General features: G+C 70.0%; 11 protein-coding genes and 2 pseudogenes. 8 read left to right on the forward strand and 5 right to left on the reverse strand.

Annotated elements, in window-relative coordinates; all coding sequences use genetic code 11:
- Positions 1-30 precede the first annotated feature (30 nt).
- The 8 genes from AB0P41_RS06190 (at position 31) to AB0P41_RS06225 (ending at position 9,175) form a co-directional block, all read left to right on the forward strand.
- On the forward strand, positions 31-1,329 hold the full coding sequence (locus AB0P41_RS06190; protein ID WP_365930412.1) for an aromatic ring-hydroxylating dioxygenase subunit alpha: 1,299 nt from the start codon (positions 31-33) through the stop codon (positions 1,327-1,329).
- Positions 1,322-1,834: an aromatic-ring-hydroxylating dioxygenase subunit beta gene (locus tag AB0P41_RS06195; protein WP_365930414.1), complete on the forward strand. Its 513-nt coding sequence runs from the start codon at positions 1,322-1,324 to the stop codon at positions 1,832-1,834. Before AB0P41_RS06190 ends, AB0P41_RS06195 begins: the two co-directional genes overlap by 8 nt.
- A complete protein-coding gene (locus AB0P41_RS06200) occupies positions 1,831-2,784 on the forward strand; it encodes a PDR/VanB family oxidoreductase (RefSeq protein WP_365930416.1) in 954 nt (317 codons plus the stop codon). The genes AB0P41_RS06195 and AB0P41_RS06200 overlap by 4 nt, the downstream gene beginning before the upstream one ends.
- 129 nt (positions 2,785-2,913) lie before the next feature.
- Positions 2,914-4,269 carry an MFS transporter gene (locus AB0P41_RS06205; protein WP_365930417.1) on the forward strand — a complete coding sequence of 452 codons (1,356 nt, stop codon included), beginning with the start codon at positions 2,914-2,916 and terminating at the stop codon, positions 4,267-4,269.
- 271 nt (positions 4,270-4,540) lie between these two features.
- Positions 4,541-6,472 carry a primary-amine oxidase gene (locus AB0P41_RS06210; RefSeq protein WP_365930419.1) on the forward strand — a complete coding sequence of 644 codons (1,932 nt, stop codon included), beginning with the start codon at positions 4,541-4,543 and terminating at the stop codon, positions 6,470-6,472.
- The gene (locus AB0P41_RS06215) at positions 6,469-6,984 is read left to right on the forward strand and encodes a hypothetical protein (protein ID WP_365930421.1); all 516 of its coding nucleotides are present in this window, start codon (positions 6,469-6,471) and stop codon (positions 6,982-6,984) included. Before AB0P41_RS06210 ends, AB0P41_RS06215 begins: the two co-directional genes overlap by 4 nt.
- Before the next feature lie 260 nt (positions 6,985-7,244).
- Complete coding sequence (locus AB0P41_RS06220; RefSeq protein ID WP_365930422.1) at positions 7,245-8,330, forward strand: FUSC family protein; 1,086 nt, start codon at positions 7,245-7,247, stop codon at positions 8,328-8,330.
- 74 nt (positions 8,331-8,404) lie between these two features.
- A complete protein-coding gene (locus AB0P41_RS06225) occupies positions 8,405-9,175 on the forward strand; it encodes an IclR family transcriptional regulator (protein ID WP_365930424.1) in 771 nt (256 codons plus the stop codon).
- Positions 9,176-9,187: 12 nt separating this feature from the next.
- Here AB0P41_RS06225 and AB0P41_RS06230 read toward each other — a convergent pair whose 3' ends face one another.
- The 5 genes and pseudogenes from AB0P41_RS06230 to catA form a co-directional block, all read right to left on the reverse strand.
- The gene (locus AB0P41_RS06230; RefSeq protein ID WP_365930426.1) at positions 9,188-9,976 is read right to left on the reverse strand and encodes an alpha/beta fold hydrolase; all 789 of its coding nucleotides are present in this window, start codon (positions 9,974-9,976) and stop codon (positions 9,188-9,190) included.
- A gap of 25 nt (positions 9,977-10,001) precedes the next feature.
- Positions 10,002-10,987: pseudogene (locus AB0P41_RS06235) on the reverse strand (thiolase family protein); the annotation flags it as partial.
- 6 nt (positions 10,988-10,993) lie between these two features.
- A pseudogene (locus tag AB0P41_RS06240) lies at positions 10,994-11,382 on the reverse strand (3-oxoacid CoA-transferase subunit A); the annotation flags it as partial.
- Entirely contained in the window at positions 11,382-11,666 is a 285-nt protein-coding gene (catC, locus tag AB0P41_RS06245) for a muconolactone Delta-isomerase (protein ID WP_365930428.1), read from the reverse strand. The gene catC and the pseudogene AB0P41_RS06240, both read right to left, overlap by 1 nt.
- Positions 11,667-11,672: 6 nt before the next feature.
- A complete protein-coding gene (catA, locus tag AB0P41_RS06250) occupies positions 11,673-12,527 on the reverse strand; it encodes a catechol 1,2-dioxygenase (RefSeq protein WP_365930430.1) in 855 nt (284 codons plus the stop codon).
- Positions 12,528-12,554: the final 27 nt, after the last annotated feature.

The raw sequence follows: 12,554 nt of genomic DNA on the forward strand, positions 1-12,554 counted from the left end.
ACCTCTCTCCCGAACCTGGAGGACCCTTCCATGACTGTTGAGTTCACCGCGGACACCGTCCACGGCCTCGCACCGAGCGATCTCGTGCGGGAAGACCGTGTGGCCGGGCGTATGTACACCGATCCCCAGCTCTTCGAGCTGGAGATGACGAGGATCTTCGAGCGGACCTGGGTGTGGGTCGCGCACGAGAGCGAACTGCCGAAGGCGGGCAGCTTCAAGTCGACCTACGTCGGCCGGCAGCCGGTCATCGTGGCCAAGGACCGCAAGGGCACCGTCAACACGCTGCTCAACCGCTGCCGGCACCGCGGCGCCAGCCTCTGCGAGCAGCGCACCGGACACGCCAACGGCTTCACCTGTCCGTACCACGCCTGGTCCTACGGCCTGGACGGCAAGCTCCGCGGCATCCCCTACCCGGACGGGTACGAGGGCATCCTGGAGAAGGGCGAGCTGTCCCTGCGCAAGCTGCGCACCGAGTCGTACGGCGGCATGGTCTTCGCCACCTTCGACGAGGGCATCGAGCCGCTGGCGGACTTCCTCGGCGACGTCAAACTGTGGATCGACCGCTTCATGAAGCAGGGCGGCGGCTACCCGGTGAAGGTGCTGGGCACCCACCAGTTCAAGTTCCACGGCAACTGGAAGATCCAGCTGGAGAACACCACGGACGGGTACCACTTCCCGATCGTGCACCGTTCCTGGATGGCCTCCGTGGACGCGGAGACCGCGGACATGATGTCCTTCATGACCGACCCGGCGGCCATCACCCACGGCCTCGGCAACGGCCACAGTGTCATGCAGATGGTGCCCGAGCACTCCGACCTGGACATCGACGACGGCACCGAAACGCTGCAGGCCCGCTTCACCACCCTCGTCACCGAGCTGAAGTCGGCCGGACTGGACGACGCCGCCGTCCGCAAGCTGGTCCGCGCCATGCACGGCACCGGCTTCAACCTGAACCTTTTCCCGAACGTGTCGATGTCGAACTCGTTCCTGCGCATCCTGCGACCGATCTCGGTCAACGAGACCCTCATCGAACACGTCGCCCTCGGCCCCGACGGGCCGGCGGAGATCGTGGACCCCGTCAACCGCGAACGCCTGCGCATCCACGAGCACTTCCAGGGCCCCTTCGGCTTCGGCACCCCCGACGACGCCGAGGGCTGGGACCGCGTCCAGCGCGGCGCCCAGGCCGCCCCCGAGATGCCGGTGCTGGTCAACCGCGGCCTGGCCCGCGAGACCGCCGGCCCCGAGGGATGGCCGACCTCCCACGTCACCGACGAGACGGGCATGCGCGCGGCGTACAACCAGTGGAAGCAGATGATGAGCGATGACTGAGACCCTCATGAGCACCGCGGGCACGGGGCTGACCGACCCCCGGGTGATCCGGGCGATCCAACTGGTCTGGCACGAGGCCGACCTGCTCGACCGCAAGCGGTACGAGCCGTGGCAGGACCTCTACGCCGAGGACGCGTACTACGTGGTCCCGATCGACTCGGAGACCGAGGACTTCGCCAACACGCTCAACATGGTCTACGACGACGCCCGGATGCGGGGGATGCGCGTGACGCGGATGACGGAGGGCTACGCGATCGCCGCGGTCGACTCGGCCCGCACGGTCCGTACCGTCTCCCGGTTCGTGGTCGAGAACGTCACCGACGACGAGGTCACCCTGCGCTCGGCACAGGTACTGGTCGCCTACAAGCGCGGCCGGCACGACCTGTGGGCGGGCGAGGTCACCCACCGGATCAGGCTGTCGGACGGCGGCGACCGGATCGCCCTGAAGGTCGTACGGCTGGTGGACAGCGAGGACGCGGTCCCGGCGGCGGGGTTCCTGCTGTGAGCGTGTCCGTCCGGGTCGCAGAGGTGATCGCGGAGACCCCCCAGATCCGTGCCCTGCGCCTGGTCCGGGAGGACGGCGCGCCGTTCACCCCCTACCGGGCCGGCGCCCACGTCGACGTCACGGGACCGACCGGGGTACTGCGCCAGTACTCGCTGTGCAGCCCGCCCGAGGACGCGTCCTCGCTGCTCATCGCGGTGAAGCGGGAAGCGGAGTCGCGCGGCGGCTCGGCCGCCCTGCACGAGGTGGGCGAGGGCGACCGGCTGGAGGTGGGCGAACCCCGCAACCTGCTGACGGTCGCCGACGACGCCGATCGTCACCTTCTGGTGGCGGGCGGCATCGGCATCACGCCGCTGCTGAGCATGGCGTACGAACTGCGGCGGCACGGCGCGGAGTTCACGCTGTACTACTTCGCCCGCTCGCGGGAGGAGGCGGCCTTCGTCGACCTGCTGGAACGCCGGGTGGAGTTCGGTGACCGGGTGCGCCTGCGGTTCGGTGTGCCCCGCACCGAGCAGCCGGCGGTGCTGATGCGGGAGGCCGCCGGACTCACCGCCGCCTCCCATGTGTACACCTGCGGCCCGCAGGGCTTCATGGACCAGGTGACGGCGGTGTTCGAGCCGGTGGTCGGCAGCGAGAACGTACACGTCGAGAACTTCACCGCGACCGAGATCGACACCAGCGGCGACCAGCCGTTCACCGTCGAACTCGACACCGGTGAGGTCTTCGACGTCCCGGACGACCGGTCGATCCTGTCGGTCCTGGAGGAGAACGGCATCGACGTCTTCAAGTCGTGCGAGGAAGGCATCTGCGGTTCCTGTGTCTCCGGTGTGCTGGAGGGCACTCCGGAGCACCGGGACAACTGCCTGTCCGCGGCCGACAAGGCGTCGGGCACGCAGATGGCCCTGTGCGTCTCGCGGGCCAGGAGCAGCAAGCTCGTCATCGAGCTGTACTGAGCCGTACCGGTTTCCCCGCGCACCGTCCGTGCGCCGTTCACACCACCCCCCGCACGCGCCCGCACGCGCCATTCCGGGGTGCCCTGTCCATGGGCTCCCGTCGTCCCCCTCCCCTGTCCTAGGAGACCCATGGCTTCCTCTCGGGTTGCGGCCCCCTCGCCGAGCGTCCTGCGCATCGGTATGGCGGCCGGTGTCGGCACCTCACTGGAGTTCTACGACTTCGCCATCTACGGCACCGCCGCCGCCCTGGTGTTCGGTGACGTCTTCTTCAAGACCGGTGACGCCTGGTTCGGCACGTTCATGAGCCTGGCCACGTTCGCCATAGGGTTTGTGATGGCACCCCTCGGCGCCGCCCTGTTCGGTTCGATCGGTGACCGGCGGGGCCGCAAGGTCGCCCTGCTCGGCGCGTTCGTCCTGATGGGCGCGGCCACACTGGGCATGGGGGTCCTGCCGTCGTACGCGGCCATCGGCATCGCCGCTCCCGTCATGCTGGTGCTGCTGCGGCTGTGTCACGGCCTCGCGCGGGGCGGGGAGAACGCGGGCGCCGCGGTCTTCGCGATCGAGCACGCCCCGGCGGAACGCCGGGGTCTGTACGGCTCGTTCGTGGCGATCGGCTCTCCTGTGGGCGTGATCCTGGCCAACGTGGCTTTCGCCCTGGTGCTGCTCCTGCCCGACCGGTCGGTAACCGACTGGGGTTGGCGCATCCCGTTCCTGATGGGCGGTCTGGTCGTGCTGGTCGGCCTGTGGATCCGCAAGGGTGTCACGGAGAGCCCGGAATTCGAGGACATGGCGCAGGCCGACGGAAATGACCGGGGGCCTGCGCGGATGCCGCTGAAGGAGGTGTTGCGGACGAACTGGAAGCGTGTCGCTCTGACCGCCGGCGTCAACATCGGCCTGAACGCCAGCACCTTCGCCCTGGCCACCTTCATGCTGTCGTACGCCACCGCGGACGCCCCGGAGGGCCTCGGCCTGCCCCGCCAGCCGATCGTGAACGGCAGTCTGATCGCACTCGTCTGTCACGCCCTGACGAACGTGGGCTCCGCCTGGCTCTCCGACCGAGTGGGGCGCAAACCCGTCATGATCACCGGAGCCGTGCTCTCCCTCGCCTCGGCCCTGTTCATGTTCCACGTCACCGCGTCGGGCACCGTCGCCGCCGTCAACACGGCCGTCATCGTCGGGTTCACCGTCACCGGTGTGCTGTTCGGCCCCATGTACACCTACTTCGCCGAGCTGTATCCCCGTGAACAGCGTCAGTCGGGTGTCGGGGTCGGGTTCCACGTCGGCGCGGTCCTCGGCGGCGGCATCTCACCGATGATCGCCAACCGGATCATCTCCTCGTCGGGAAACGCCCTCAACGTCGGCTACTATCTGGCGGCTCTGCTGGTTGTCTCCCTGCTCTGCCTGTTCGCCCTTCCGGAGACCTCTCCGGCCCGGCTGCGACGGCACCCGGCCGCGGTGCCCGAACCGGTCCCGGCGGTCGACTGACCGCCTTGTCGTCGTCTCGCGGCCCGCAGAACCACCGCAGGGCGGCAGGGCCACGTCGACCCCGCGGTCGTGTCGGGAAAGGCACCGTCCATCCAGTGCGCCGCGCCTGCTCCAGTGTCTCCTGACCGACCTCCTGGTGTCCCGTCCGTCGGTCCGCTCAGCGGACCGGCGTCATCACACCGGGCCGCCGAGCCGCCATGGATCGAGGCGGTCCTCGCCCACCTCACCTGAGCCCGCACCCGCCGGCCGCCCCCTCAGAAAGGAAGCACCTGTGCACAGTTCTCTGTTCGACGCCCTGACGGCTGACGAGATCCGGCGCGCCTCCGCCGCCATCCGCCGCGCGAGGATAGGTGGCTCGCGTCCCGGCTTCGGTGCCGTCTTCACCGACGAACCGGACAAGCACCTCCTGCGGGACGGTGGGACCGTGTCGCGCCGGGCGCGCGCCATGGTGCTCGACCGGGACAGTGGCACCTCCTACGACGTGGTGGTGGACCTGGACACCGGCAAGATCGTCTCGTCCACCGAGGTGGAGCACGGCAGCGTGCCGATGCTGGAGTCGGAGTTCGAACTGGTCGCCGACATGATCAAGAACGACACCCGGTACATCGAGGCCCTCGCCAAACGGGGCATCACGGACCTGAGCCTGGTCCAGCTCGACCCCTGGGGAGTCGCCAACCGCGCCGAGTTCGAGGTCGAGGGAAAGCGCCTGTGGGGCACCACCTCCTATGTGCGGCACTTCCCCGGCGACAACCCCTACGCCCATCCCGTCGAGGGTGTGATCGCCGTTGCCGACCTCGTGGCACGCGAAGTGGTCGCGGTGCACGACTTCGGTGTCCGGCCGATGAACCCCGAGCCGAGCAACTACACGGCGGAACACAACCAGCCGATGCGCACCGACATGGCACCTCTGGAGATCACACAGCCGCAAGGGGTCGGGTTCCGGCTGGACGGGCCCCAGCTGACCTGGCAGAAATGGCGCTTCCGGATCAACATGCACCCGCTGGAAGGGCTCGTCATCCACGGCGCGGAGTACCTGGACGACGGTGAGTACCGCTCCGTGATGCACCGCGGTTCGCTCTCCGAGATGGTGGTGCCCTACGGCGACCCCCACGCGGAGCACTACTGGCGCAGCGCCTTCGACGCCGGCGAGTACGGGCTGGGCAAGCTGGCCAACTCGCTGCGCCTGGGCTGCGACTGCCTTGGTGAGATCGTCTACTTGGACGCGGTCCTGGCCGACGAGAACGGCGAGCCCACGACGATCGAGAACGCCGTCTGTATCCATGAGGAGGACGCCGGAATCCTCTGGAAGCACACCGACTGGGTCACCGGCGAGGCGGACGTCCGCCGCTCGCGCCGGCTCGTGGTGAGTTTCATCGCGACCGTGGGCAACTACCACTACGGCTTCTACTGGAACTTCTACCAGGACGCGTCGATCGAGGTGGAGGTCAAACTCCTGGGCATCGTGCAGACCCGCGCCGTCGAGGACGGCGAGAAGTACGCGCACGGCACCCCTGTCGCACCGAGCCTGATCGCGACCTACCACCAGCACCTCTTCTCGTTCCGGCTGGACATGGAGGTCGACGGCTGGCGCAACTCGGTGTTCCAGAACGACAGCCACTCCCTTCCGGTGGGCGAGGCGAACCCGCACGGCAACGCCATCGGTGTGACCAAAACCCTGATCGCCCACGAAAACGACGGTGACTGGTTCACCAATCCGCACACGTCACGCAGCTGGACCGTGGTCAACCCCCACAAGAAGAACAGGTGGGGCATGCCCGTGGGCTACAAGCTCCTTCCTGGGTGGGCCTCGGCCACGATGCTCGCGCAGCCACCGGCGATGGTCGCCAGGCGTGCGGGATTCGCCGCCCGCAACATGTGGGTGACTCCGTACGAGCAGGACGAGATCCGCTCGGCGGGTGAGTACCCGAACCAGGACCGCTCCGGTGCCGGGCTGCCGGCCTGGACGGCCGGGAACCGGCACGTCCAGGACAGCGACGTGGTCCTCTGGCACACACTGGGTGTCACGCACATCCCGCGGGCGGAGGACTGGCCGGTCATGCCCGTCGAGAAGGCCGGGTTCCACCTGTTGCCGGTGAACTTCTTCGACAAGAACCCGGCGCTCGACGTCCCGGCGAGCACCTCGGCTCACGGCCTCGCGGACGCCGCGTCGTCCGGTGACACCTGCTGCCACCCGGGCGAGTGACCGTGCCACACCTGCTGACGGCCGCCGCACTGCTCGCCGCGGCCGTCGGCACCGGCCGCTGTCTTCTGTCGTCCCGCGACGGCGCGGATCTGCCGGGCGCCGCCGCGATGACGGTGATGCTGGCCGGGATGGTGGACGTGATGGCGCTGCGTTGTCGGCTGCTGACCGCGAACGGCTGGGCGGTGGCCCTCCTCGTCCTCGCCGCGGGCGTCCTGGTCACCTGCCGGGGCTCGTCGCTGGGAGCGGCCCGGGCGCTGCACCTGGCGGTGATGGGCGCGCTCACCCCCGGCATGGCCGGGGGACATTCCCACACCGCGGGGCACGGTACGCGCACCGCCCTGTGGCCGCCCGTCCTCGCGGTGTCCGCCGCACTGCTCTGCGGCCTGGTCTATGTCGGTTGCATCGCGTTCAGCGGCCGGAGAGCGGGGCCGCACTGCCGCACCGCACTGCGCTGGGAACTCGTGACCGGCACGGTGTCGGCGGCGGCGATGAGTGCCATGCTCGCTAGTTGAGCCGCACCCCTGCTATGACGTGAACCACGCCGTTCCGTTGAGCGGACCGCAAGGTCCACAACGGAACGCACCTGCGTGCTACCAAGAAGTCATCGGTCAGCACACCGCCCCGCGCATCCGCGCCCGACACGCCTGCGGACGCCCGGGCATGCCCGCCCCGAGACCTTCCGGCTCCTCACGATCCATCCACGGGGCTGTGCGGCCTGCTCGGTGGCATTCCACGAAAACGGGCGGTGAACACGCAGAGGGGACGGTCGGAGATGAGCGGCTGGACGGCCGGAGAGGGACGGCACCGCGGCGCGTCGCACCTCGGACAGGTCTGGCGGGAACTGGTGACCGTGCACCCGCACGCCACAGCCCACTGGGGGGCCCTCCGGGCTGCGGTCGGTGTCGCCGTCCCGTCCGCGTACGTGCTGGCGGCCGGCCGCCCCGAATGGCTCGGCTACGCGAGCTTCGGCTGCTTCGTCGCCGTCTACGGCCGGCACGCCACCTGGCGGGCCCGCCTGGAGACCCAGGTGGGCGTCGGCATCACACTGACCGCCACCGCGGTGCTCGGTACCGCCGTCGGTCTCGCCCGCCCCGGCGGGGTCCTGACCGCCTTCCTCCTCATGTTCGTCTCCGGTACGGGTCTGCTCCTGGCCAGACGCCACGGGTGGGCGCCGGCCCCGTCCGTCTTCCTGGTCTTCGCCGCCGGCGCGACCGCCTCGATGCCGGTCACCGCGGCCGATCTCGTACCCGCCGCGTGCGTCACCGCCGGTTCCGCCGCGCTGGGTGTGGCCATCGGTCAGCTGGGGCGGCTCTTCCCCACGGACGACCGGGAGCGGACCGGCCGGCTGCCCACGGCCTACCTGGCCCTGTGGCGCGACCCGATGGCGGCCCGGGACGTCTTCTGCTACGCGGCCGGTCCGTTCCTCGCCACGGTGCTGGCCGTCCTGGCGGGCTTCGGCCACCCGTCGTGGGCGGGAGTGGCGGCCACGATCCCCCTGGCCGGTGCCACCGTGGTCGTGCAGGCCGCCCGGGCCACGCTGCGTTTCGTGGGCACGCTGGCCGGCATCGCCGTGACCTATCTGCTGCTCGCACCCGGACCACCGACGTGGGTGCTGTGGATCGCCGTCGTGGCCTCCATGCTGCTGGCCGAGCTGTTCATCGCCCGCCACTACGGCATCGCCGTCATCGGCATCACCCCGACCGCCTTGCTGACCGTCCATCTGGCCTCCCCGGCGCCGCTGCGGTCGCTTCTCGGCGACCGGGTGGTGGAGACCGCAGTGGGCGTGCTCGTCTCGGTCGTGCTCCTGCGCGTGGTGCGCTCTTCCGTGAGGCGCGTTCCGGCGTGCGCGGGAGGATGAGGGCGGGTGACGGGTGGCATGGCGATACCGGATGCCCGGGCCGGCGGAGCACATCAGACACGTGAGGGGACCAAGTGGGACACGAAGTGAACCCCCAGCCGGCGCGGAACAGTGTGCTCGGCAAGGTCCAGCTGATCCTGGAGTCCTTCTCCCACGACGACCAGCGTCTCAGTCTCTCGGAGATCGCACGCCGCTCGGGCGTCGCCAAGGCGTCCGTCCACCGGCTGGCCCAGGAGCTGCTGGACTGGGGCGTCCTGGAACGCCACGGTCAGGACTACCGACTCGGGCTGCCCCTGTTCGAGCTGGGGCAGCGCGTCCCCCGGCAACACATCCTGCGCGACACCGCCCGCCCGTACATGGAGGATCTGCATCAGGCGACCAGGGAGACGGTCCATCTCTCGATCCCCGACGGCCTCGACGTCCTCTATCTGGAGAAGGTGTACGGGCACGGGGTGGTGGCCTGGCCGTCACGGGTGGCCGGCCGGATGCCCCTGCACGGCCCGGCGACCGGAAAGGTGTTCCTCGCCTTCGGTCCCGCGTCCCTGCTCGACGAGGTCCTGGCCGCGCCCTTGATAAGGATCACGCCGCGCACGGTGAGCACGCCCGGGGCCCTGGCCGCGGAACTCGAGCGGGCACGGAGCCTCGGCTACGTCGTGGAGAGTGAGCAGGCCCGGCTCGGGCACGTCAGCGTGGCGATCCCCTTGCACGGCGCCACGGGCTCCGTCATCGCCGCCATGTCGGTGACCGCACCGCTGCACCGCGCTGCTCCTGCGAGATACGCGGCGCTGCTTCGGGAGGTGAGTCACCGGTTCACCCGGTCGATCGGGGCGACGGACTTCACCTGAGTGGGCGGCGGTTCAGCCGGCCGGTGCGTGGACGGCGTCCAGTACGCCCCGAACCGCGGCCGGGTCCTCCAGGGCCAGGTGAGCACAGTCAGCGGTCCTCAGGACGGCACCGGGGATGCCACCGGTGAGTTCACGAGCGTGCTCGACCGGTGTGGCCACGTCCCGCTCACCGCCGACAACCCAGGTGGGCGCCTGGATGTTCGGCAGCTCAGCACGCAAGTCGAACGTCGCGAGGGCGTCGCAGCAGGCCGCGTAGCCGGCCGGGTCCACCGTCGCGAGGCCACGCACCAGCGAGCGCCCGAACTCGGACTCGGCCGTCCCGGCGTCCCCGAACCAACGGGCGGGACTGCTCTTTACCAGCGGCTTCATTCCTTCGCGGCGCACCAGCTCGGCCCGGTCGAGCCAGGGCTCCGGGCCACCGAAGTGGGCGGAGGTGCAGATCAGGGCCAGTGCGCTGATCCGGTCGGGATGTCTGGCCGCGAGCCAGGTGCCGACCGCCCCGCCCAGGGAGATGCCCGCGTAGCAGAAGGTTTCCCGGCCCTGCTCGTCCGCCAACGCGAGGACAAGGTCGGCGAGGGCCGCCAGCGTCGTGCGTCCGGGGCGCGTATCCACCAGTTCCCGGGCCGGTGAAGCGCCGTGACCCGGCAGATCGAAACGGAGTACGCGATATCTGTCGGCGAGGTCGCCGACGTACGGCTCCCACAAGGTGCGTGAGGTGCCCAGCGAGGGACCGAGCACCAGCAGGGGTGCGCCCGGCGGTCCGCAGACGTCGTGGTCGAGTAGGGGTCGGTCAGTGGTCAAAGCGAGCTCCTGATGTCGGGAACGATCAGCGTTCGAGGACGAGGGCGCGGCCCTGGCCGACTCCGATGCAGAGGGTGGCGACGCCGGTGCCGGAACCCTGGCGGGCGAGCTGGTGGGCGACGGTCCCGGCGAGCCGGGCGCCCGAGGCGCCCAGGGGGTGGCCGAGGGCGATGGCCCCGCCCTGCGGGTTGAGGACCGCCGGGTCGAACTCGGGCCACTCGGCGACACAGCCGAGGACCTGCGCGGCGAACGCCTCGTTCAGCTCCAGCACGTCCAGGTCGGCGGAGGTCTTGCCGGCCCTGGCCAGCGCCCGGTTGACCGCCTCGACGGGGGCGAGTCCGATGTAGTGGGGGTCGAGCGCGGACGCCCCGGTCGCGGAGGTCCGCGCCAGCGGCTCACGGCCGGTGGCCTTCAGTCCCTCCTCGTCGACCAGCAGCAGCGCGGCGGCGCCGTCGTTGAGCGGCGAGGCGTTCCCCGCTGTCACCGTGCCTTCGGGTTACGGAAGGACGGCTTGAGCTTCACCATCGCTTCCAGGGACGCGTCCGGGCGGACGCACTCGTCGGCGGCGAAGTCGACCGGATCGTTCTGGCGCTGCGGCACCGGCACCGGCACGAGCTCGACGTCGAACAGGCCGTCCGCCTGCGCCTGCGCGGCTTTGCGGTGGGAGGCGAGGGCGAACTCGTCCTGCTGATCCCGCCCGATCTTGTGCTTGTCGGCGATCAGCTCCGCCGACTCGCCGAGGGGGATGGTCCATTGCGGGTCCATCCTCGGGTTGACCATCCGCCAGCCCAGGGTGGTCGAGTACAGCTCGGCGTGCCCGGCCGGGAACGGCCGGTCCGACTTGGGCAGCACGTACGGGGCCCGGGTCATCGACTCCACGCCGCCCGCGAGCACGATCGAGGCGTCCCCGACCGCGACGGCACGGGCGGCCTGAATGACCGCCTCCAGACCGGAGGCGCACAGCTGGTTCACGGTCACGCCGGGCACGGAGGTGGGCAGGCCGGCCAGCAGGGGCCCGCCGTCGGCTACCTGCGTGCCCACCCCGGCGGGGGTGTAGAACGCGGGGACGCCCGCGCCGCCGGCCCTCAGCCGCTCGGCCAGCGTGCCCTGGGGGATCATCCCGACCTCCAGCTCACCGGCCAGGTACTGCCTCGCGAACTCCTTGTTCGCCCCGATGTAGGAGCCGTCACCCGGGCGATCCGGCCCGCGGCCAGCAGCACCGCGAGCCCCGACTCCGTCGCCCCGCAGTTGTTCGACACCACCGCGAGAGAACCGACCCCACGCTCGTACAGCGCTTGGATCAGCACGTTCGGCACACCGCTCAGGCCGAATCCCCCGACCGCCAGCGACGCGCCCTCCGGCACATCAGCCACCGCCTCCGCAGCGCCGGCCACCACCTTGTCCATCAGCCGGCCGCCAGATGCGAAGGGTGCTGCGCCAGAGGCGTCACCTCAACCGTCATGTACGGGAAGAGAGGGAGGCTCCAGAGGATGCGGTGCATCGTTTCGTTGTCGGCGACGTCGAAGACACTGATGTTGGCGTACTGGCCGACACAGCGCCAGATGTGCAGCCACTCTCCGGACTTCTGCAGTTCCTGGCAGTAGGCCTTCTCACGGGCCACCAGGTCCGCGCGGACCTCGGGGGCGAGGTCACGCGGGATGTCGACGTCCATGCGTACGGCGAAGAGCATGTGCGATCACGCCCTGTCGAGAACGAAGTCGTAGGTGACCTCGTGGTCATTGCCGTTGCCGGTCGGGGTCGGATCCAGAATCAGCTCGGGCTTGACCGCGGAGGCGATGTCGTTGTCCACGTACTCCCCACCGGTGAAGTAGAGCTGTGTGGTGACGAGCTGGTATCCGGGCGCCGAGACCTTCAGATGCAGGTGAGCGGGGCGCCACGGGTGCCAGCCCGCCGCCGAGATCAGGCTGCCGCAGGCACCGTCGGTCGGGATCTGGTACGGCGCGGGCTGGATCGTGTGAATCTTGAAGTGACCCGTCTCGTCGGCGGTCACGGTCCCGCGCAGGTTCCACTCGGGCAGGTTCGGCGCGAACTGGGAGTAGAAGCCGTCGTCGTCGGCCTGCCAGATCTCCACCTTCGCGACCGGCAGCGGCGTGCCGTCCACAGCGGTGACCTGGCCCTTGAAGAGAAGCGGCGTGCCGGCCTCGTCCTCCCGCATGGGCAGCGTCGCCTCGGCGGGCAGGGCGGGCGCGTCCGGCACGTAGTACGGGCCCTCGATGGTTCCCTTGCTGCCCTCACGGCTCTCGCCGGCGACCTCCTCGACCACGTGCTCGACCCAGACGTCAAGAAAGAGCGGCCATTCGCCGTCCTGGCCGACCTGGATCAGCCATGCCTTGAGCGCGTTGTACTCCTCGTAGGTCACCTTGTGGCGACGGATGATGTCGTGCGTCGCGGTGAGCAGTGCGGTGACCAGGGTGTCGACGCGCTCGGTGTCGGACCCGGCGGCCGCGGGAGCGATGCGGTTGCGGAACTGCTCGGTGGCGGCGGCTCCCGAAGCGGCTGCGGTGGCCTGCTCGGTGGTGGTGTCGGTCATGGTGTCCGTCCCTCTCCTTCGTGGTGC

Origin of the sequence: Streptomyces sp. NPDC079167 (genome assembly GCF_040686735.1) — a bacterium.
Classification (GTDB): Bacteria; Actinomycetota; Actinomycetes; order Streptomycetales; family Streptomycetaceae; genus Streptomyces.

Coding starts and splice junctions, on each gene's coding strand:
- AB0P41_RS06190 (WP_365930412.1), top strand. CDS start 31: ATGACTGTTGAGTTCACCGCGGACACCGTCCACGGCCTCGCACCGAGC.
- AB0P41_RS06195 (WP_365930414.1), top strand. CDS start 1,322: ATGACTGAGACCCTCATGAGCACCGCGGGCACGGGGCTGACCGACCCC.
- AB0P41_RS06205 (WP_365930417.1), top strand. CDS start 2,914: ATGGCTTCCTCTCGGGTTGCGGCCCCCTCGCCGAGCGTCCTGCGCATC.
- AB0P41_RS06220 (WP_365930422.1), top strand. CDS start 7,245: ATGAGCGGCTGGACGGCCGGAGAGGGACGGCACCGCGGCGCGTCGCAC.
- catC (WP_365930428.1), bottom strand. CDS start 11,666: ATGCTCTTCGCCGTACGCATGGACGTCGACATCCCGCGTGACCTCGCC.
- catA (WP_365930430.1), bottom strand. CDS start 12,527: ATGACCGACACCACCACCGAGCAGGCCACCGCAGCCGCTTCGGGAGCC.